This window comes from Herpetosiphonaceae bacterium, from assembly GCA_036374795.1.
Classification (GTDB): domain Bacteria; phylum Chloroflexota; class Chloroflexia; order Chloroflexales; family Kallotenuaceae; genus LB3-1.
Genome location: DASUTC010000192.1, coordinates 1 through 18,822, shown reverse-complemented (window position 1 = coordinate 18,822; position 18,822 = coordinate 1). Strand labels below are relative to the sequence as shown.

At 62.9% G+C, this 18,822-nt stretch carries 19 protein-coding genes; 12 read left to right on the top strand and 7 right to left on the bottom strand.

Annotated elements, in window-relative coordinates; translation table 11 throughout:
• Positions 1–22 precede the first annotated feature (22 nt).
• Positions 23–1,195, bottom strand: coding sequence for a threonine synthase (locus tag VFZ66_14395; protein ID HEX6290376.1), 1,173 nt, complete (start codon positions 1,193–1,195; stop codon positions 23–25).
• Positions 1,196–2,018: 823 nt separating this feature from the next.
• Here VFZ66_14395 and VFZ66_14390 point away from each other — a divergent pair.
• From VFZ66_14390 to VFZ66_14355, 8 genes are all read left to right on the top strand, one after another.
• The gene (locus tag VFZ66_14390) at positions 2,019–2,336 is read left to right on the top strand and encodes a PIN domain-containing protein (GenBank protein HEX6290375.1); all 318 of its coding nucleotides are present in this window, start codon (positions 2,019–2,021) and stop codon (positions 2,334–2,336) included.
• A gap of 243 nt (positions 2,337–2,579) precedes the next feature.
• Positions 2,580–2,969 (top strand): YkvA family protein, encoded by a 390-nt coding sequence (locus VFZ66_14385; protein HEX6290374.1) that lies wholly within the window; start codon positions 2,580–2,582, stop codon positions 2,967–2,969.
• 502 nt (positions 2,970–3,471) lie between these two features.
• The gene (locus VFZ66_14380; protein ID HEX6290373.1) at positions 3,472–3,822 is read left to right on the top strand and encodes a hypothetical protein; all 351 of its coding nucleotides are present in this window, start codon (positions 3,472–3,474) and stop codon (positions 3,820–3,822) included.
• 157 nt (positions 3,823–3,979) lie between these two features.
• Entirely contained in the window at positions 3,980–4,441 is a 462-nt protein-coding gene (locus tag VFZ66_14375; protein ID HEX6290372.1) for an ester cyclase, read from the top strand.
• 198 nt (positions 4,442–4,639) lie between these two features.
• Complete coding sequence (locus VFZ66_14370; protein ID HEX6290371.1) at positions 4,640–5,089, top strand: hypothetical protein; 450 nt, start codon at positions 4,640–4,642, stop codon at positions 5,087–5,089.
• A gap of 231 nt (positions 5,090–5,320) precedes the next feature.
• Entirely contained in the window at positions 5,321–5,821 is a 501-nt protein-coding gene (locus VFZ66_14365) for a hypothetical protein (protein ID HEX6290370.1), read from the top strand.
• Between the two features lie 50 nt (positions 5,822–5,871).
• The gene (locus VFZ66_14360; protein ID HEX6290369.1) at positions 5,872–7,710 is read left to right on the top strand and encodes a DUF5671 domain-containing protein; all 1,839 of its coding nucleotides are present in this window, start codon (positions 5,872–5,874) and stop codon (positions 7,708–7,710) included.
• A gap of 93 nt (positions 7,711–7,803) precedes the next feature.
• A complete protein-coding gene (locus tag VFZ66_14355; protein HEX6290368.1) occupies positions 7,804–9,978 on the top strand; it encodes a GerMN domain-containing protein in 2,175 nt (724 codons plus the stop codon).
• A 164-nt stretch (positions 9,979–10,142) separates the two neighbouring features.
• On the opposite strand, the gene VFZ66_14350 is transcribed toward VFZ66_14355, so the two are convergent.
• The 5 genes from VFZ66_14350 to VFZ66_14330 form a co-directional block, all read right to left on the bottom strand.
• Entirely contained in the window at positions 10,143–10,505 is a 363-nt protein-coding gene (locus VFZ66_14350) for a hypothetical protein (GenBank protein ID HEX6290367.1), read from the bottom strand.
• A 47-nt stretch (positions 10,506–10,552) separates the two neighbouring features.
• Positions 10,553–11,086, bottom strand: a complete 534-nt coding sequence (locus VFZ66_14345) for a hypothetical protein (protein HEX6290366.1) — start codon at positions 11,084–11,086, stop codon at positions 10,553–10,555.
• Positions 11,087–11,403: 317 nt separating this feature from the next.
• A complete protein-coding gene (locus tag VFZ66_14340; protein HEX6290365.1) occupies positions 11,404–11,841 on the bottom strand; it encodes a CBS domain-containing protein in 438 nt (145 codons plus the stop codon).
• Between the two features lie 55 nt (positions 11,842–11,896).
• Positions 11,897–12,835, bottom strand: a complete 939-nt coding sequence (locus VFZ66_14335; protein ID HEX6290364.1) for an NAD(P)/FAD-dependent oxidoreductase — start codon at positions 12,833–12,835, stop codon at positions 11,897–11,899.
• Positions 12,836–13,164: 329 nt separating this feature from the next.
• A complete protein-coding gene (locus VFZ66_14330) occupies positions 13,165–14,097 on the bottom strand; it encodes a universal stress protein (GenBank protein HEX6290363.1) in 933 nt (310 codons plus the stop codon).
• A 395-nt stretch (positions 14,098–14,492) separates the two neighbouring features.
• Between VFZ66_14330 and VFZ66_14325 the strand changes: the two genes are divergently transcribed.
• The 4 genes from VFZ66_14325 (at position 14,493) to VFZ66_14310 (ending at position 18,441) form a co-directional block, all read left to right on the top strand.
• The gene (locus VFZ66_14325; GenBank protein ID HEX6290362.1) at positions 14,493–15,839 is read left to right on the top strand and encodes an erythromycin esterase family protein; all 1,347 of its coding nucleotides are present in this window, start codon (positions 14,493–14,495) and stop codon (positions 15,837–15,839) included.
• Positions 15,840–15,950: 111 nt separating this feature from the next.
• Positions 15,951–16,487 (top strand): GNAT family N-acetyltransferase, encoded by a 537-nt coding sequence (locus VFZ66_14320; protein ID HEX6290361.1) that lies wholly within the window; start codon positions 15,951–15,953, stop codon positions 16,485–16,487.
• Positions 16,456–16,629: a hypothetical protein gene (locus VFZ66_14315; protein HEX6290360.1), complete on the top strand. Its 174-nt coding sequence runs from the start codon at positions 16,456–16,458 to the stop codon at positions 16,627–16,629. The genes VFZ66_14320 and VFZ66_14315 overlap by 32 nt, the downstream gene beginning before the upstream one ends.
• Before the next feature lie 540 nt (positions 16,630–17,169).
• Positions 17,170–18,441, top strand: coding sequence for a PAS domain S-box protein (locus tag VFZ66_14310; GenBank protein HEX6290359.1), 1,272 nt, complete (start codon positions 17,170–17,172; stop codon positions 18,439–18,441).
• A 171-nt stretch (positions 18,442–18,612) separates the two neighbouring features.
• Here VFZ66_14310 and VFZ66_14305 read toward each other — a convergent pair.
• On the bottom strand, positions 18,613–18,822 hold a 210-nt coding region (locus VFZ66_14305; protein HEX6290358.1), incomplete at its 5' end, for a hypothetical protein.

Sequence of the window (18,822 nt, the reverse complement as noted above, 5' to 3'; positions counted from 1 at the left end):
CGCTACGCGCATCGCTGGCAGCTCAGCGCCACAGATGCGCGTACTTGAGCCCGGTGCCGGTGTTGAACAGTACCACCGTCTCATCGGGCTTGATCCAGCCCTGCTCAAGCAGCCGGACTTGAGCGGCAAGACATGCCGCGCCCTCAGGAGCGGGGAAGATCCCGGTCATCGCGCCCATCACCCCGGCATACTCCAGCATCTCGGCGTCATCCACGGCGATGGCGGTGCCGCCGCTCTCACGCAGCGCGCGCAGGATCAGAAAATCGCCGACCGCCGCCGGCACGCGCAGGCCATCCGCAACGGTCCTGGCGCCCTGCCACAGCTCGGCATGATCCGCGCCCGCCTCGAACGCCCGGACCATCGGCGCGCAGCCGGTGCTCTGCACACAGACCATCCGGGGCCGCTCCGAGCCGATCCAGCCCATCTGCTGCATCTCGTCGAAGGCTTTCCACATCCCGATCAGGCCGGTGCCGCCGCCGGTCGGGTAGATGATCACATCGGGCAGCGTCCAGTCCAATTGCTCGGCCAGCTCGTAGCCCATCGTCTTCTTGCCCTCGATCCGGTAGGGCTCGCGCAACGTTGAGCAATCGAACCAGCCGCGCTCGGCCACGCCCTGCCGCACGCGCGCGCCACAGTCGGTGATCAGCCCATCGACGAGCGTCACCTGCGCGCCGAGCACCTTGCACTCCACCTGAAACGTCGGCGGCACATCGGCGGGCATGAACACATGCGCAGGCAAACCAACGGCAGCGGCGTAGGCGCACATCGCCCCGGCGGCGTTTCCGGCGCTGGGAATCGCCAGCTCGCGCGCGCCAAGCTCAAAGGCCCGGCTGACCGCCATGCACAGACCGCGCGCCTTGAAGCTGCCCGTGGGATTGAGCGACTCATCCTTGATGTACGTGCGAGCGCATCCGACGCGCGCTCCCAGACGCAGCGCGTGATAGAGCGGAGTCCAGCCCTCTCCCAGGCTGATCGCCGCCGTATCGTCCTGAACCGGCAGCACCTCCTGGTAGCGCCAGAGCGTGGCCTGGCGCTGCCGGAGCGCATCCTTCGTCATCGTCTGCGCGGCCCGCGCGAGATCGTAGCGCGCCAGCAGCGGCTTGCCACAGGCCGGGCAGAGGTTCATCAACTGGTGCGGCGAGTAGGTCGCGCCACACGCGCCGCACTCCAGATGGGTTAGCGTTGATCGAGTCACGTCGTTCCGATTCCTTTCCGGCGCATCACGTCAGGCTGTCGAGAGCGAGGACCGCGCGAGCAACCTCCTGCGTATCCTACCAGCAATCGCCTCGGCGATCGACCGGCGCGCTGCATGACCTGTGCCGCCGACCAGCCGACCACAGCGGTCAAGCTGCGGCGGTTGACATCAGAGTTATAATATTTTTACTTTCTCCATATTGGTTCCACCCAGGAGGTTTTCATGGCTACTCGTCGTTGGGCGGCTCGGCTCGCCGCTGTCGCAATGCTGCTTGGAATGTTCCTGCTTGGTATCGCCCTCTTCGCTCCATCAGCGCGCGCGGATATTCCACTCCCTGGCACGTATGAGGACCGCCGCACCTACTATAGCGATAGCACCAGGACCCAAATTGTGGGAAGCTGGGTCTATGATTGTTATGGGAATATTTGGACATGGGGGACTCAGAGCGGGTATGTGGACTATGAGCGGTTCCCATGCGAGAATCCTTAAGCCGCGTTCTGCGGAGATAATCGTTCGTCCGAGCGGGTACGCTGCTGCTAATCTTTATTAGAAGTTGCCAATCAGGTGCTATACTGGAGCAGGTAGCACCTGATTTCGATGTCTGAGATGCACGACCAATTCTCCAGCCTTATGTTCAACAGTTAGGATTAACCATCAACCAAGTAGGCGAACAAAGTCTTGAACTGATTGTAGCGTCCTGGCTCGGCAAACTCATTCACGGCGACATCTTGCCTGCTGAACTCCCTGCGTCACAGGCATGGTTACTCGGCTCAGGCTTATATCAAGCTGTAGCAGAAGGCAGACTCCAGCATGAGGTTGTCGCATGAACATCTATGTTGAAACCAACTTTGTGCTCGAGTTGGTCTTTCAGCAAGAACAAGCGGCAAGCTGTGAACAAATATTGCAGCTTTGCGAAGCGGGAAATGCCCGTTTAGTCCTACCAGCGTATAGCCTTGCCGAGCCACATGAGAAGTTAACACGGCAAGCAAGTAATCGTAAAGAGCTACAACAAACCCTCGCGGCGGAGCTACGCCAGCTCGTTCGCACAGCACCCTACGCAGCGCGCATCAATAGTCTCCAAGAGATCACCGCAACAAGAACACAAAAGATTTTGACAATCCAGACATCGTTGATGAGCTAAACCAGCACCAGTGACGCTCAAGCTCAACGTGGAGAAATAGCGGCTCAGGCGGTCGCAGGTACTTCCAATCTTCCAGGCGGCTCTCACCATCGCTACGATCGCCCGTATGAACGTCCCGCAGCTCTGCGCGGGACGCTGTCTACTGCCTGGAGTAGTATCACACTTGCCCGACGACGCACCTTCGGGCATACTGGCGGCGCGGACTTTGCCGTGACAAGCTAGCCCTGGAGGCGACAGACGATCGTGAGCGTGATTGAGCAGTGGAAACGACGAGCGCGCAGCCTGAAGACCGAGCTCTACGCGCTCTATCTGGCCTACAACGATCCGCGCGTGCCGTGGTACGCCCGCCTGTTTGCCGCCTGTGTGGTCGGCTATGCCTTTAGCCCGATCGATCTAATCCCCGATCCGATTCCGATCCTGGGCTACCTTGACGATCTGATCGTGCTGCCGATCGGCATCACGATCGCGCTCAGGCTGATACCGGCGCAGGTCATGGCCGAATGCCGCGAGCGGGCGCGGCTCGTCATGCAGCAGGGCAAGCCAACCAATTGGGTCGCGGCTGGAATAATCGTCGCGATCTGGCTGCTGCTGGCTGCCGCAGCGCTCATGCTGCTGCTGCGGGTCCGCACCTGAGCCGCTGCCCCTCTCAAGCTTACGGGTAGCGCTTCTGCAACCGCAGGTAGCGCGCTCTTCACCTTAGGCGTCCGGACGATCGCCTACAATAGCGCCGTGGCGATAGCACAGCCGGAGACGTATCGAACGCCAGCCGAACAGGCGATGGTTCCTGCGGATTGCTGTGGCTTAAGTCAGCCATTTTGAAAGTCGGCTTGACCACAGCACTTTTATATGTCACAATATGGGGACCAAAGAGACAACTACATCTGCGGAGCCTTCCTCGCTTCTACATCAAACCCTGTAGGCTACGTCCACGTAATCCATCGGCAGGTATTTTAAGAAACGGCAACTCTGCATAGCCGATTCCCCCAGCGGCCTAGTGCATCCGGTTTTTACTACGCTGTGTAGCGATCGACAACCGGCATCTCGGATGCGACACGCGGGCGTAAGCCAGCACCGCGCGGATTCGACCTCTCTGGATCGGCGGCATAGCCCAGAGGTATCACGAGGAGACAGATGTATGCCAACTCCGGTTAACACCACCTCCCAGCCTTCACGACCATCGATCGTCGATCCGGCGCTTGATCGAACCGTGCTGTTCGCACCGTGCGTGCTCGATCGCGGGCGATTTAGCTGGGTCTGGATTGTTCCGACCTGCCCCTACTGCGGCAAATCGCACGATCATTATGGCGGCCCGATCGACGGCGATCCCTACGTGTATATCGGGCGGATGTTCGCCGCGCGCTGCGACGCCACCGACCGGCGGCGGCTGACACCGGACTATCCCAAGCTGAACCTATGGTATGTGCTGGAGCCGATCCAGGCGAAGGAGCGCGCGCCAGGCAAGACGCGCGCCGTCGGCGAGGGATAGCGCGGCACACGCACAACCTAGACCCATTCATGTATCGTCTGGTCCGTCCAAGGCACACCGGCAGCCGAAGCTCAAGCTGCGCTGCGCACTGCTGCCGGGTTCGCAGCGATGTTGAAGCGACTATTCCTTCACTCCCCCGTGAGGAGGAATCCAGACCATGTCAGCCGAAACCAAGCTAGCGCTGATCCAGCGCCTGTTCGACCATGTTTGGAACCAGGGCCAGACCCAGCTTCTCGACGAGCTGTTAGTCGCGGAGCAGACGAGCGACTCGCTCCAACCGGCGATTCAGCAGATCCGCGCGAACATGCGCATGCTGCGCGCGGCCTTTCCCGACTGGCAGACAACCATTGAGGATACGATCGTTATGCCGGATCGCGTGCTTGTGCGCTGGACAGCGTGCGGCACTCAGCGCGGCGAGTTTATGGGCATGGCCCCGACTGGCACGTGGCTGGAGACGAGCGGCATCAGCGTCTATTTCATCAGCGGGGAGCGCATCCGTGAGGCTCGCGTGCAGCGCGACAGCGTGGAGATGATCCGGCAATCCTGGGCTGAGCTGCTGCGACATACTGCCATGCGCCCAGGCCGGGCCTCGTGCCGCGCAGTTCGCTACTGCGCGTAGCGATCAGCGCGCGATTGGCCTGAGGAGCGCGCCAGGCGAAAACCAGTCAGATGGCCTGCCATCCGTGACCGGAGCAGGGTTCGGTGAAGCAATCTCGCCGCACGATGGCGGGCTGTTCACCGAGCGGCGTGCGGCTGGTGGTATGCTGGTTCGAGAAGCGTTGAGACGGAGCCGATCCCGACAAAGGAGGATCTTGCGATGACTGAACGAAAGCCTGATGAAGTGCATATCACCCACGAGCTTAAGCAGCTTGGTCGACACCTGACCCAGACGGTCAAGGCGGTTGCCGGTGGCGAAGAAGTGCGCAAGCTGGGCCAGGAGTTGCGCGAAGGCTTCAAGGGTATGATCGAGGAGATGGAGGAGACGCTGGACAAAGCCCGCGAGCGCGAGGAGGTCCAGCGGCTGCGCGCGCAGGCGACACGTGTCGCCGATTCGGTGAAGAGCGGCGAGGCGCAGCAGGAGATTCGCGAAGAGGTTGCATCGGCGATCCACCGGCTGAACGAGCAGCTTCGCGCCCTGCTTCAGCGAATCCAGCCCCAGGACGACGAGCCGCCCGCGCAGCCGACCTCCTCGGCAGGCATGCCCACCGAGCGCCTCGACCCGAACCAGCCGACGGTGAAAAACCCGTACACCAATCCCGACGGCTGATCGTCCGCCGCCGGTGGAAGCCGGTATCGGCAGAACGGCATCCGCTGCCACCTACGAGCCGCACCCGATTCGGGTGCGGTTTGCTGTTGCCCGGCGCGTAGCGGAAGTGTAACGGCTGGGAATGCGATCTGCACAGCGCCACGGCTCTTCGCATACTAGATTCATACTTGGATGAGTGTGCGTTGTAGCCTGCATCAATCGGTATCTCGGAGTATAGATAAGGAGACTACCATGAGTACAGCACAAAGCCAGACGCAGGCAGCGCGGCCCAGACGCATTGCCGATCGTGATCTGGGGCTGCTGATCCTGGGAGCGCTGCTGCTGATCGTCGTCGGCCTGATCAGCATTCCGCTGGTGGGTCGGCGCGCGCCCACGCTTGCGCCCGCCACCACGCCCGAAGGCACCGTGCAGCGGTTCTACCAGGCGGTATACACCGGCGATTACAACACCGCATACAGCTTTATCAGCGCCGACACCCAGAGCAAGCTCTCGATGGTTGAGATGCAGCAGCAGTTGAACATCGATCCGAAAAACAGCCAGATCCGGGTGCGCGAGACGACGGTCATCGGCACAAACGCGACCGTCGTGGTGACGGTGACGTATTTCCAGCCCGGCGGTATCTTTAGCTCTGGCGAGTGGAGCATGGACGAGGAGGTGCTGCTCCAGCGCGACGGCGAGAGCTGGAAGATCATCGGCGGGCCGTTTTATATCCCTGAGGAACCGATGCGCTAATCGCCCGTCCGGCATGATCGCGTCGAGGTTTGCGGTCTAGGGAGGTAGCTATGGCAACTCAAGTTGTGCGACGATTATACATCTATGCTGCCGCGTTTCTTGGCCTGCAACTGGCCGCCTGGGGAGCGCGCCGGATTATCGGCGCGCTGCTGGCGCAGATGTTCGAGCCAACAGCGCTGAGCGGCATCGCTCAAGAAAGCTTCGTGTATGTGCTCAGCCAGAGCGTGGCGCTGCTGATCGTCGGGCTGCCGCTGTGGCTGGGACACTGGTACTGGGCACAGCGCATGCAGAGCCGTCCCGAAGAGCAGCATTCGGCGCTACGGCGGCTCTACGGCTACGCGGTGCTGCTGATCGCGATGCTCGGCCTCTTTGGGGCGATCCGGCAACTGCTGGCGGCGCTCTTTGGCGTGCAGGAGCCGTTCACGGGCGCGGGCAGGGCGTCACCGGCGATCGGCTCGCTTGCGGTATGGGCGGTCGTGTGGCGCTACCACTGGCGCATCTTCAGCGCCGACCGTCCGCTGGTCGAGGCTACCGGCGCGACCGCGACGCTGCGACGCTGGTATCTGGTGCTGGTGCAGGCGGTCGGCCTTGGCGTGGCAAGCTATGGAGCGGTCGATCTGCTCCATGCGCTGTTCCAGTCGTCGATCGAGGCGCCGATCGGGCGCAACGCGATCACCGCAGCGCTGCCGTCGCTGATCGCGGGCCTGCTGATCTGGCTGCCGCATCACCTGTGGTCGCGCTCGCTGATACTTGAGCAGACACCGCTACGAGCCGACGAAACCCGCTCGACGTTGCGGCAGGTCTATGCCGCGCTGGTGATCACGATCGCGGCAGTAGCAGCGCTCGGCGGCATGACGGTCCTGCTGTACGCCGTGCTGCTCGCTACGCTGGGCGGCTCCGCCTGGCGCGCGGTGCTCGTCGAGCATACGCAGGCGCTGGCGACGATCATCATCGCGTGCGGGCTGTGGTGGTATCACCGGCGGCAGCTTGCCGACGAGGCGCGTCTGAGCGAGGTGGAGATGCGAGTCGATACCGCGCGGCGCGTCAACAGCTATCTGACCACCGCGATCGGTCTGGGCGCGCTCTTCTTCGGCATCGGCGGGCTGATCAGCACGCTGCTGCGGCTGGCGCTGGCACCCGATACGCTAGGCACGGGCTGGACCGAGCCGCTGAGCATGTATCTGGCGCTGTCGATCGTGGCGCTGCCGGTGTACGGCCTGACCGCGCGATCGATCGAGCGACGTGTCGGCAGATCGCCGGTTGAGGAGCGCACGCTGTCGCGGCGCATCTACCTCTACGCGGCGCTGCTCTTCGGCATCGTCGCGGCGATCGTCACCGGCGTGATGCTGCTGCAACTGCTGCTGAGCGCGCTGCTCGGCGCGGCTGAGGCCGGTCTGGCGGCTTCGATCGCGCGCTGGCTGGGCTACACGCTGGTCGGCGCGGCGATGACGGCCTATTACACGCTGCTGCTGCGACGTTCGAGCGCGGCTCGTGCCGACACGGGCGCTGGCCTGACGATCGCGGTTATCGCCGACGAGGCGCTGCGCCAGACTGTGGCGACGACGTTCGAGCGCGAGCTGCCGGGCGCGACATTGCGCGTCGTCGGACCCGGCGAGCCAGCTATCATCGGCGAGGCGCTGAGCGCGGCAGATGTGCTGGTAGTAGCCTTGCAGGCGGCGCTGGACGGCGCGACCGCCGAGGCGCTGCGCGGCTTCGGCGGTCGGCGGCTGCTGCTGGCGACGAGCGTGCCGTCCTATGAGCTGATCGGCGCGCACAAGGATGCTGCCGCCATCGTCCGCGATGCGGCGCGCACGCTGCGCAGCAGCTTACGCAGCGCTCCGCCGGTCGTACCACCGACGCGGTCGGCGCTGCCGCAGGGCGCTACGTAACCCTCAGCATTCCTTCCGGTATCACTGCTGGAAAGAGCCGCCGACCGTATCGCACCGGTTGGGGCTCTTTTCAGCTTCAGCAGGAGGAATCCTATGTTACTCAACTATCGTTGGCTATCGTCGCTGACGGTGATCGGCGTCGTTCTCGCGCTGCTGCCGATGGCCCAGGTGCAGAGCCGGGCAGCACAGGTGGAGCACGATGTCGCCGTGCCGTTCCGCGATTACTACAGCCAGCACCAGGGCATTCGCGTGCTGGGCTATCCGCTGACCGATCTGCTTGAGGTCGATGGCTACGCCGCTCAGTACTTCGAGAAAGGCCGTATCGAGGATCACCGCTACGAGGTCGTCGATCCTAACTGGGGCTTTATGTACGGGCGACTAACTGACGAACTCTTCACCCGCAGCCCGCAGGGCACGGTCAACAACACCAATATCACCTACGCGGACCTGCGCCGCGCCGCCGATCCGCGCTACCGCCACCCCGCGCCAGGTAGCTTTACCAGCGGCGTGATGCAGATGGCGGGCGGTATGTTCGTGCCCTACGACTCGCAGCTACGCGCCGCGCCGGGCTACATCGTCCCGTCGATCTTCTGGCGCTACATCACCCGCGCCGATCTCTTTCCCGGCGGCTGGCTCCACGACATTGGCCTGCCGATGACCGATGCGTTCAATGTCGAGACTGTGAAAAACGGCGAGCGCCGCACGATTACGACGCAGGCCTTCGAGCGGACGGTGCTGACCTACGATCCCAGGAATCCTGCTGAGTGGCGAGTCGAGCGCGGCAATATCGGCGCAGACGCGGTCCAGGCGACGAGGCCAGCGCCGCAGCCCTCGGCAGCGATCGAGACTCCGGCGTATCAGGCGCGCGTCACGCTGCCGCTGCATATTCGTGCCCGCGTCGGGCAGCCCAACGAGTGGGTCCAGGCGACGCTCCGCTGGCAGGACGGCACCACGCTCAGCTATACCTTCACGGCGCTGGCCGATCCGAGCGGCAAGGGCCTGCTGATCGCCAGCCTCGACTGGACCAATGTCCTGCGCACGCCGATCGTTCCTACCCAGGCGGCGACGCTGGAGCTGCGCGGATCGCAGGGCAACCTGCTCGCCAGCCAGCAGATCACTGTGCTCAGCGCCAATGATCCCACCACTCAGACGATTCAGCTCTACTGGGTAGACGGCGATACAGTCCGGGCACAGCCGCGCCAGATTCCCAGCACGACGGCGATCGGCAGCGCTGTGCTGGAGGAGCTGCTCTGGGGTCCTCCATCCAGCCAGAGCAGCTTTAAGACGGCGATTCCTACGCCCGCCGAGGTGCTGGCGTATGCCCGGCGCGACGCAAGCTGGGGCGATCATGTGCGCCTGCTCGGTCTGACCGTAGATCAGGACATTGCCACCGCCGATTTCTCGCGTGAGCTGCGGGCCTATGGCTGCGGCGCGGAGCGGGTACGCCTGATCCGCGAGCAGATCACCCGCACGCTCAAGCAGTTCGCAAGCATCCGCGAGGTGCGCATCGCGATCGAGGGGCGCGTCGACGAGATCTTCCAGCCGCCCTCCACGGCGATCGAGATTCCACCGCCGGGCGCGTGTGTGACGGAGCCGATGCACCTGCTGGCGCGCGTCGGTACTCCCGGCGAGCAGATCCGGGCGACGCTGCGCTGGCAAGACGGCGCGACGATCACCCGCAATTTCAGCGCGCTGCGCGGCGAGGATGGGCGCGGCCTGGTGATCGGCAACCTGGACTGGATCGCCGAAAGCGTGACGCCCGGCCCAGGCACGCGCACCGCGACGCTTGAGCTGCGCGGCTCGGCGCAGCAGGTGCTCGGCAGACAGTCGTTCACCGTGATCTGTCCCTACGATCAATGCACACAGTCGGTGATGGTCTACTGGGTGTCCGGCCAGAGCTTCCAGCATGCCCATCGCCGCATCCAGAAGACCGATCGGATTGAGGCGGCGACGCTGGAAGAGCTGCTCTGGGGACCGTCGCCCAAGAACGAGGTCGGGCTGACGACGGCGCTGCCGACGCCTGAGGAGGTGGTGGCCTACTCCGGGCGCGCGGCGAATTGGGGGCCGCGTGTGCGGCTGCTCGACCTGAAGATCGAGCAGGGCGTGGCGACCGCCAACTTCTCGAAGGAGCTGTGGGCCTATGGCGGCGGTGTGGAGCGTGGGCGGCTGATCCGCGAGCAGATCACCCGCACATTGCAGCAGTTCCCCGGCATCCGCGAGGTGCGCATCGCTATCGACGGCCAGATCAAGAACGTGCTTGAGCAGTAGCACGCATGGCGCTGGCAGGTCATGCGGAGCGGGGAGTCGAGCTGGTTCGACTCCCCCGCTGATAGCGCTGGGACAATTGGAGATCAACAAGAGCTGCCGCGATCGAATGATCGGGGCAGCTCCGGTATGGAGCCTTCGCCCTCAACCGGCGGACATCGAGCGGACTACTCGAAATACTCGAACACGGGCGGGAAGGTGAGCACGAAGCCCAGCGCGAGCAGGATCATCGTGATGATGAACGTTCGTCGCAGGTCGACATCGCGATCGTTCCACAGCACATGCCCGATCGCCCAGGAGATGAAGAAGGCGATCACGCCAACGCCTGTCTTGCCGGTCAGCGGCCCCGCCGGATTCCACCAGTTGAGCGCATTCTTGAGCGGCTCGCTGATCACGGCGGCGGTGGTCAGCAGCCCGATGATGAAGCAGCCAATCCCGCCCGCGATAAACGCGGCTGCCGCCTCGCCGGTCGCAACTCGTTCCCGCGCCCGCTCTTCGACGCCTTTGATCGGTATATGCGTTACTGCCATAGTAGCACCTCACTCCACACATGGTTGTTTGCCAAACGACACGCCTGCTACAGCAGCGGCGCAGCCTTGGTAATGAATGCCCCAAACAGCCCGGCGATGCCAGCAGCGGCAAAGGCTAGCACAAAGAGCACAATCACGGCCTTGCGTAAGAAAGGATTTTCGGCGATCTGGGCACCGTAGCGCAGTACGATAAACGCCACGACCATTGCCAGGATTGGTGAGAACCAGGCGACGTGCTCTTTCCACTCCATGCCGAAGGTATGCCAGGCCTGGAGATTCTCGTCCGCCAGCAGGAAGCTGCGCGGGTAGGCTCTCAAATCAGCCGTGCCCTCCGGTGGTCGCGCGCGATACCAGGGATACACAATATACGTTCCGGTGATCACCGTGCCCCACGCGGCCAGCGCCATAATCCATGTTCCAGAGATCAGGCGCGGCAGCCGCTCGCGCATCCCTTGCGGCGTCACCAGCTCAGGGCGCAGACTGTAGAGTCCGGCCAGCCCACCAGCAAAGGCCAATAAAAAGATCGCACCGAGTCCCATTCCGTGGATCACGGTCCAAAGTTCGCGACTCGTCATTGACATAGCGAACCTCCTAAGTCTCAGCCTGCTCGGCTACGTTACTTACTTCTCGTCTCTCTTGCTGCGCCTATCTTAGGGCAGCTTGAAATCGCGAATCGTAAAGGAGTGATCGCATTTTCAAGGAGGTTTCTTAACAATTCCTTCATCTGTCGTACACATCTGATCCGCTCGCCGCAATGGTGCAATCGACAGAATCGCGCGCACCAAAACGCCAGCATGTGTGCAGGCGAGACTCCTCGTTGCTTTACACATGCTGGCGCTGGATCTGCCGCTCGTCGCAGGGCAAGCTTCAGGTAGGAGCGCTGTTCGTCGGCTGCGTGCTACTCCAGCCTGGTCTTCGCCGCCCCAAGCGCGCGCGCCTCCAGAGCATCGGCGGCGCGCAGCAGCTCGACCAGCGTGCTGAAAATATCTGTGACCGTAATCAGGCCGATCACGCGACGGGCAGGATCAAGCACCGGCAGGCCGCCGACTTTGTTTGCCACCATCAGCGACGCGGCATCGACCAGCGGCATCTCCGGCGTCGTCGTCACCACCTGCCGCACCATAAACTCATCAACCGGGATCGCCGCCTGGAAGTAGTGATCGGCAACCCGCAGGAGGTCGCGCTCCGTCACGATCCCCAGCAGCCTGCCTTGCGGGTCCACCACCGGCAACCGGCGGATGGTGCCGGAGCGCATGATCTGCAAGGCGGTATTAAAGAGCGTCTCCTGGGTAATGGTCTTGGGCGGTGTCATCATACGATCGCGTACGAATAACATGCTTCGTTCCTCCGTTCTTCGTGTATCATCAAGGCGCATCAGCGACGATGGCTGCTCACGCGCCGTCGCTTGCCTCCTGGGCATCGGGGAATAGCCGCTGCGCCAGCACATAGTCGTAGGCGCTCATCGCCGCACGAGCGCCGTCGCCGATCGCGATCAACACCTGCTCGCTAAAGGTCGAGGAGACGTCGCCAGCGGCGAACAAGCCCGGCAGCGTCGTCTCATGGTAGGCATTCACCAGAATATAGCCGCGCGGATCGGTCGCGGCGAGGTCGCGGACGATCTCGCTATTCGGCACCAGGCCCAGCGCCACGAAGACCCGATCGACAGCAAGGCTTGAGCGCACGCCGTCGCGCTCGACGATCACCGATTCGACGACGCGCTGACCACGGATCTCGACCACCTCGTAGCCTTCGAGCAGCTCGACATTCGACCGCCCGACCAGCGCGCGGCCAAGAGGGTGAGACAGATCCACGGCGGTGGGCGAGATCAGAAAGACACGCTCGGCAGTATTGGCCGCCTCGGCCACGCCGCTCAGGGCGCGCGGCGTACCGCCAATTACCGCCACCCGCTTGCCTGCCAGCAGATGCGCGTAGGTGGTGACGGAGTAGCCCAGGCCACGATCGGCGAAGTGCTGCGCGCCAGGCACATGCAGCGGCAGCGGCGTCGCGCCCGTAGCAACCAGCACCGTCGCTGCTTCCAGCGTTCCGTTTTCTGCTGTCTCGACGCTGAAATACGTGCCGGGCTTCGTTACGTGGCACACGCGATCGTTGAGGATCTGATCGTCGCGCGACAAGGCCCGCATCGTCAGCGTTTGCATCAGCTCGTTGCCGGGCAAGTACTGCTGCTGGGTCGGACCGGCCAGGCTTTGAAGCCAGCCGATCTTGCCGCCCAGATCCTCGTAGATCATCATGACATGGAGCTGTTTGCCGGTGGCATAGAAAAGCGCCGACATCGCTGCCGGTCCACCGCCGATGACGATCAGGTCATACATGATATGCTCCTTCGCAACATAGCATTCCGCATGAGCAGCCAGAGTTCGAGGATGGCGCTGCGCTGTTCAACCGGCGATCAGGCCACGCGCACCGCGCGCAGCAGGTAACGCACGGCTGCGCGCGGTATGCCCCAACCGGCACCTCAAGCATAGCAACGCCGGTGAAGCCTATGGTGTATGTTCGCTAACTGTCCGTGTTAATCTCGCTATCACGCGAAAGAACAACAGAACAAAGAGCAGAGAGCCAAACGAAAGCACAAGCGAACAAGACGAAGCCGATCTCGAAACTCCGACATCAGAGCTTTGAACTCGAAAACCTTGATTCCGCGCTATGGCTCGCGTGGCCGGTAGAGCAGCACCGGGCAGACCGTGCCGCGCAGGACTTTATCCGACACGCTGCCGAGCACCACGCGCTTCAATCCACCCCAGCCGTGTGTTGCCAGCGCGATAGCATCGGCGTTGTGCCGCTGAGCATAGTCGAGAATCGCCGATGCCGTCTGCTCGGCGCAGATCACGTGCGGCTGTGCCGTCACGTCCCTGGCTTGCAGCCGCTCCACGACATCGGCCAGGTATTGCTGCGCCTGCTCATAGCGGCTCTCCGCCACCTCGCGCTCGACAGTCGCCAGGTTGACGCCGGGTGCCCAGCCGCCGACTCGCACAGTCTCGATCACCTGGAGCAGATCGTACGCGGCGTTGCTCAGGCCGCCGAGCGTGAGCGCCAGATCCAGAATCTGCTCGGCCAGCGCCGATCCGTCGAGCGGGATCAAGATTCGCCGCAGGTCATACGACTGATCGAGATCCGGCAGCGCCTCGTGGGGACGAACCAGCAGCGTTGGGATTGGGCTGTGACGAATAAACGCATCGGCGGTGCTGCCGAGCCAGAAGCGGGTCAGACCACCTCGTCCATGCGTGGTCATCACCACCAGATCGGCGCCGATCCGCGCGGCATACTGCGTGATCGCTCCACTGACCGGCCCATCCACGATCTCGCAATCGACAGTCAGATCTGCGTCGCTGGTCAGCCGCGTGCGCACCGCTTCCAGATAGACTCGCTCGCGCTCGCGGTATTCATTATCCATGCGTATATCGGTGATCGGCACGCCGCCTAGCGATACATCGCCGATGGACACGAAGACAATCGGCACGTGGACATGGACGAGATGCAGCGTTGCATGCGCCTGGAGCGCGATCTGCCGGGCGATCGGCAGCGCATGTTCGCCAAAGGGCGAGCCATCAAGCGGCACAAGCAAAGAGCGGAACATAGGCATGTCCTTTCTAACGAAGCAGCCACCCGATCCTGAGACACCATCCAGCGCTCACGCATGAGCGCTCGGTTGTATGCATAGTCTAGGTCAGAGCAGTGCCGGTAACAGAAAGAAACGGTTCATCGCTCGTAGCGATTCGTTCACCAAGCTGCATCGCCTGGGTCAGCCGTCATTCCAGGCTAGCCTCGCTATGCTGCGGGATCGCGCGCGTAGCCGGCTTGTCTCGGTCGAGAACGCGGCGCGGCGTTGTGGCACGCTTGCTGCTGCGCCCAGGATCGGCGTAGCCGGATCGTCTGAGCGATTGCGCCTTACCGGATGTGACCGCAGCTATAAGGACACGGATCTCCATGATCCGGCGGGGCGCGCGCCGGGATGCTGAGGAGAGAAACGCCATGACAGATGCAACGTCAACCGGCCTTGCGCAGAGCCTACGTGCCGTCGCGCAGCCGCTCACGGGCGCGGCCACCGATTACGACGCGCTGATCGAGCAGATCGGCGCCGCGCGTGTGGTGCTGATCGGCGAGGCGTCGCACGGCACGCATGAGTTTTACCGTGAGCGCGCCGAGATCACGAAGCGGCTGATCCGCGAGCGCGACTTTCATGCGGTGGCGGTCGAGGCCGACTGGCCGGATGCCTACCGGGTCAACTGCTACGTGCGGGGCGGAGGCGGCGATCGAGATAGCGATGCCGCGCTCTCTGGCTTCAAGCGCTTCCCGACCTGGATGTGGCGCAACACGGTCGTGCGCGATTTCGTGGAGTGGCTGCGCGAGCACAACCTGGCCGCGCCGCAAAACGCGCCGAAGGTCGGGCTTTACGGGCTGGATCTGTACAGCCTGTACGCCTCGATCGATGCCGTGCTGGAGTATCTGGCGAAGGTCGATCCCGAAGCGGCGGCGCGGGCGCGCTACCGCTACGCCTGCTTCGAGCACTTCGGCGAAGATCCGCAGGCGTACGGCTATGTCGCCAGCTTCAACCTGAGCCAGTCGTGCCACGACGAGGTGCTGGAGCAGCTACGCGAGCTGCAGCGCCGCGCGGGTGAGTACGCCCGGCGCGATGGCGGCGTGGCCGAGGATGAGTATTTCTACGCTGAGCAGAACGCGCGTCTTGCCAAAAACGCGGAAGACTACTACCGCACCATGTTTCAGGGCCGCGTCTCGTCGTGGAACGTGCGCGATTGTCATATGGCCGAGACGCTCGACGCGCTGATCGGGCATCTCGATCGCCACGGCGGTCGTAGCAAGGTGGTCGTCTGGGAGCACAACTCGCATCTCGGCGACGCGCGCGCCACGGAGATGGGCGAGTCCGGCGAGCTGAACGTGGGCCAGCTTGTGCGCGAGCGCTACGGTCGCGAGTCGTTCCTGATCGGCTTCAGCACCTACACCGGCAGCGTCACCGCCGCCTCCGACTGGGGCGCGCCCCCCGAACGAAAGCGCGTGCGACCAGGGCTGAAGGGCAGCTACGAGGCGCTGTTTCACGCGGTTGGCATGCCCGCATTCCTGCTCAACCTGCGCGCGCGGCATCCTGCCATCGATGAGCTGCGCCAGGAACGTCTCCAGCGCGCGATCGGCGTGATCTACCGGCCTGAGACGGAGCGGCTGAGCCATTATTTCCACGCCCGGCTCCCCGAACAGTTCGACGCGCTGCTCCATCTCGACGAAACGCGCGCGGTCGAGCCGCTGGATCGTACGGCGGAGTGGGAGAGCGGCGAGCCGCCCGAAACGTATCCGACGGGATTGTAGCGAGCTGATGTGCCGTCAGGCCGGGCGGGTGCCCTTCAGACGCAGCACAAGGGCGGGCGCCCTCCGGGCCTGGGATGAGGGCCTGCAACCCGAATCTTTGAACGCTAAGCTATGAAGATTCTCGACCCGACGAAAATTCACATTCGACCTGCCGGTGTCGCCGACGCGCCGCGTCTAGCCGCTATGCGCTACCAGTTCCGCAGCGAGATCGCCAGCGCCACCGAGCCGGAGGAGCTTTTCGTCGCGCGCGCTACCACCTGGATGGCGTCGCGCTTAGCTCAGGCCGCGTGGCGGGCCTGGGTTGCCGCCACCGCCGACGACGAGCTGGTTGGACAGATCTTTGCACAGTTTGTCGAGAAGATTCCCAATCCCGTGGTCGAAGCCGAGCAGCTGGTCTATCTGACCAATGTGTATGTAGTACCGTCGTGGCGCAATCGTGGCATCGGCTCGCGGCTGCTGCGAATCGCGCTTGAGGCGTGCCGGGCAGCCGATGTCGAAACCATCATCTTGTGGCCCTCCCGGAAGAGTCGTCCGCTGTATCAACGCTTTGGCTTTGTCGCCCCCCACACGCTCCTTGAACGATCGGCCTCTGGAGCGACACCGCAGGAACATGGCGATGCGCCGCCGAAGGCGCTCCCACGCGCTTAAGCCCGACGATCATGCCCTGCTGCCGCACAGCCGACATACCGCCGCGCTGATTCAGCGCTATCCGCCAGGCATCCCCGCGCCCACCAACCGCTCCGCCTGCCGACCATCCAACAGTAAACGATTTTTGACCGGCAAACTCTAGTCCATTGGGAGCGGGAATCTAGGACCCAGGTCACATTAGGACATCAGTCAGCTAGTCAGCGCGCGGTTGACTGGTAGACTGTAAAAAAAGACGCCTTATGAGCACATATCGCCTGCTACGACAACCATCCGACTGTACAGATACACTTCCGATCGTGTCGTCTGCATCGGCCTTCCCAGATTTCCTTGATCGCGCCGCCGATGATGAGGAAGATGATGGAGTTAGCACCCGTCCGCTCGCGCAGGCATCCTCACCCGCACGGGTAGCCGTCGCGCTTTCGGAGCGCTCCAGGATGGCTGTCCCGACACTGATTGGTATCACCGCGTACATGCCGGGCGAATGGTTGCCCCGGCAGCGAGGTATACATGCCGCAACCTCATATGCCGTGTTGGACATATGCGGAAATTCTTGCTCTGTCAGAGCACCAGCGTTGCTTACACATTGTCGGCTTAGCACATCTGTCCTTGCTCTGCAAGCGGGTGGGTGGAGGAGGCGCTTCTGCTGTCACGTCGTTGCGACAGTCTCCGCGCTGGCACGTTTATGAAGGAACCTACTACCCCTACCGCATCAGCACAAGACGAAGAGCTGGCCCAGCTACAGCAGCGTGTTCAGGAGCTAGAGCAGGAGTTGGATCAGCGCAGGCATGCCGAAGAGGCGTTTGCGCAGCAGATCACAACGCTTCAAGAGCATCTCTTCCTGCTTAACTTGACGCATGATGCGGTGCTGGTACGCGATCCGGCAGGCACGATCTTATTTTGGAATCAGACCGCCGAGCAGACCTACGGCTGGAGTCGTGCGGAGGCGCTTGGCAAGCATGTTCACACGCTGCTCCAAACACAATTTCCGATCCCGCTCGCGGAGATCGAAGCGCAGATGCAGCGCGCCGCCGCCTGGGAGGGCGAGCTCATCCACCGCTGCCGCGACGGCCACAGCCTCGTCATCAGCAGCCGGTGGGTCCTGCAGCAGCACATCTGGCAGCAGCAGGCGGTGGTCGTCGAAGTCAACCGCAACATCACCGAGCGCAAGCAAACAGAGATCCAACTGCGCGACTCGGAGCAAGAGCTACGGGCGCTGCTCGCGGCGATCATGGACGTGATTCTGGTGCTCGATCGCGAGGGCTACTACCGCAAAGTGGCCCCGACCAATCCTCGGCTGCTGTACAGGCCAGCCAATGAGCTGACCGGCAAACGGCTCCACGAGGTCTTTCCGGCAGCGCAGGCCGATTTCTTTCTCACGATTATTCGGCGTGCTCTGCTCTCGCATCAGGTGGTTCATATCGAGTATCCCTTGCAGATCGGCGAGCACGAGCACTGGTTTAGCGGCGCTATCTCACCCATCGGCGATGATACGGTGGTTTGGGTGGGCCGCGACATCACGGAGCGCCGACGCATCGAGCAGGAGCAGGTGCGGCTACGCGAGCAGATCATTCGGACCCAGGCGGCAATCGTGGCGGAATTATCGACGCCGCTGATCCCGCTCAACGATCAGGTGCTCGTGATGCCGATCGTTGGTGTGATCGATCAGCAGCGGGCACAGGCGATGTTGAGCGCCCTGGTAGAGGGCGTCAGCACACAGCGCGCACTGGTTGTGATCGTCGATATTACGGGCGTGCCGCATATCGATGCCCAGGTTGCGAACACGCTGATTCAAGCCGGACAAAGCCTCAAGCTCTTAGGCGCACAGATGGTCATCACCGGCATGCGCGCCGAAGTTGCCCAGGCGCTGGTGACGCTGGGCATCGATCTTGGCGAGGTCATCATCCGCAGCACCTTGCAGAGCGGCATTGCCTACGCGCTCGATCATCACAGCTAGTTTCGAGTTTCAAGCTCCAGGTTTCAAGCTCCAAGTTCCAGGTGCCTGGTGCGCCGGGGTATCATGCCGGGTGCCCATGCCCAGAGGGCACCGCATGGCACCCGTATGGCGTCGGTTCTTGGTCCTCGATTCCTCATTGGTTCCCTGTTCTTCCTTACACAGATCGCTCGTTCAATACGTCGCAGCGCTGGCCCTGCGCGAGCCGATCGCATGCTGGTGGACAGCCTGCACCAGATCGTCGGGCGTGAAAGGCTTGGCGAGCAGCTCAGCCTGCAAATCGATCAGATCTTGAGCGTGCAGATGCAGCGATTGGCGATCCGCCGTACACACCAGCACCGGAATATCATCCTCGGCATAGGTCCGCAGCGTGATCAGCCAGAT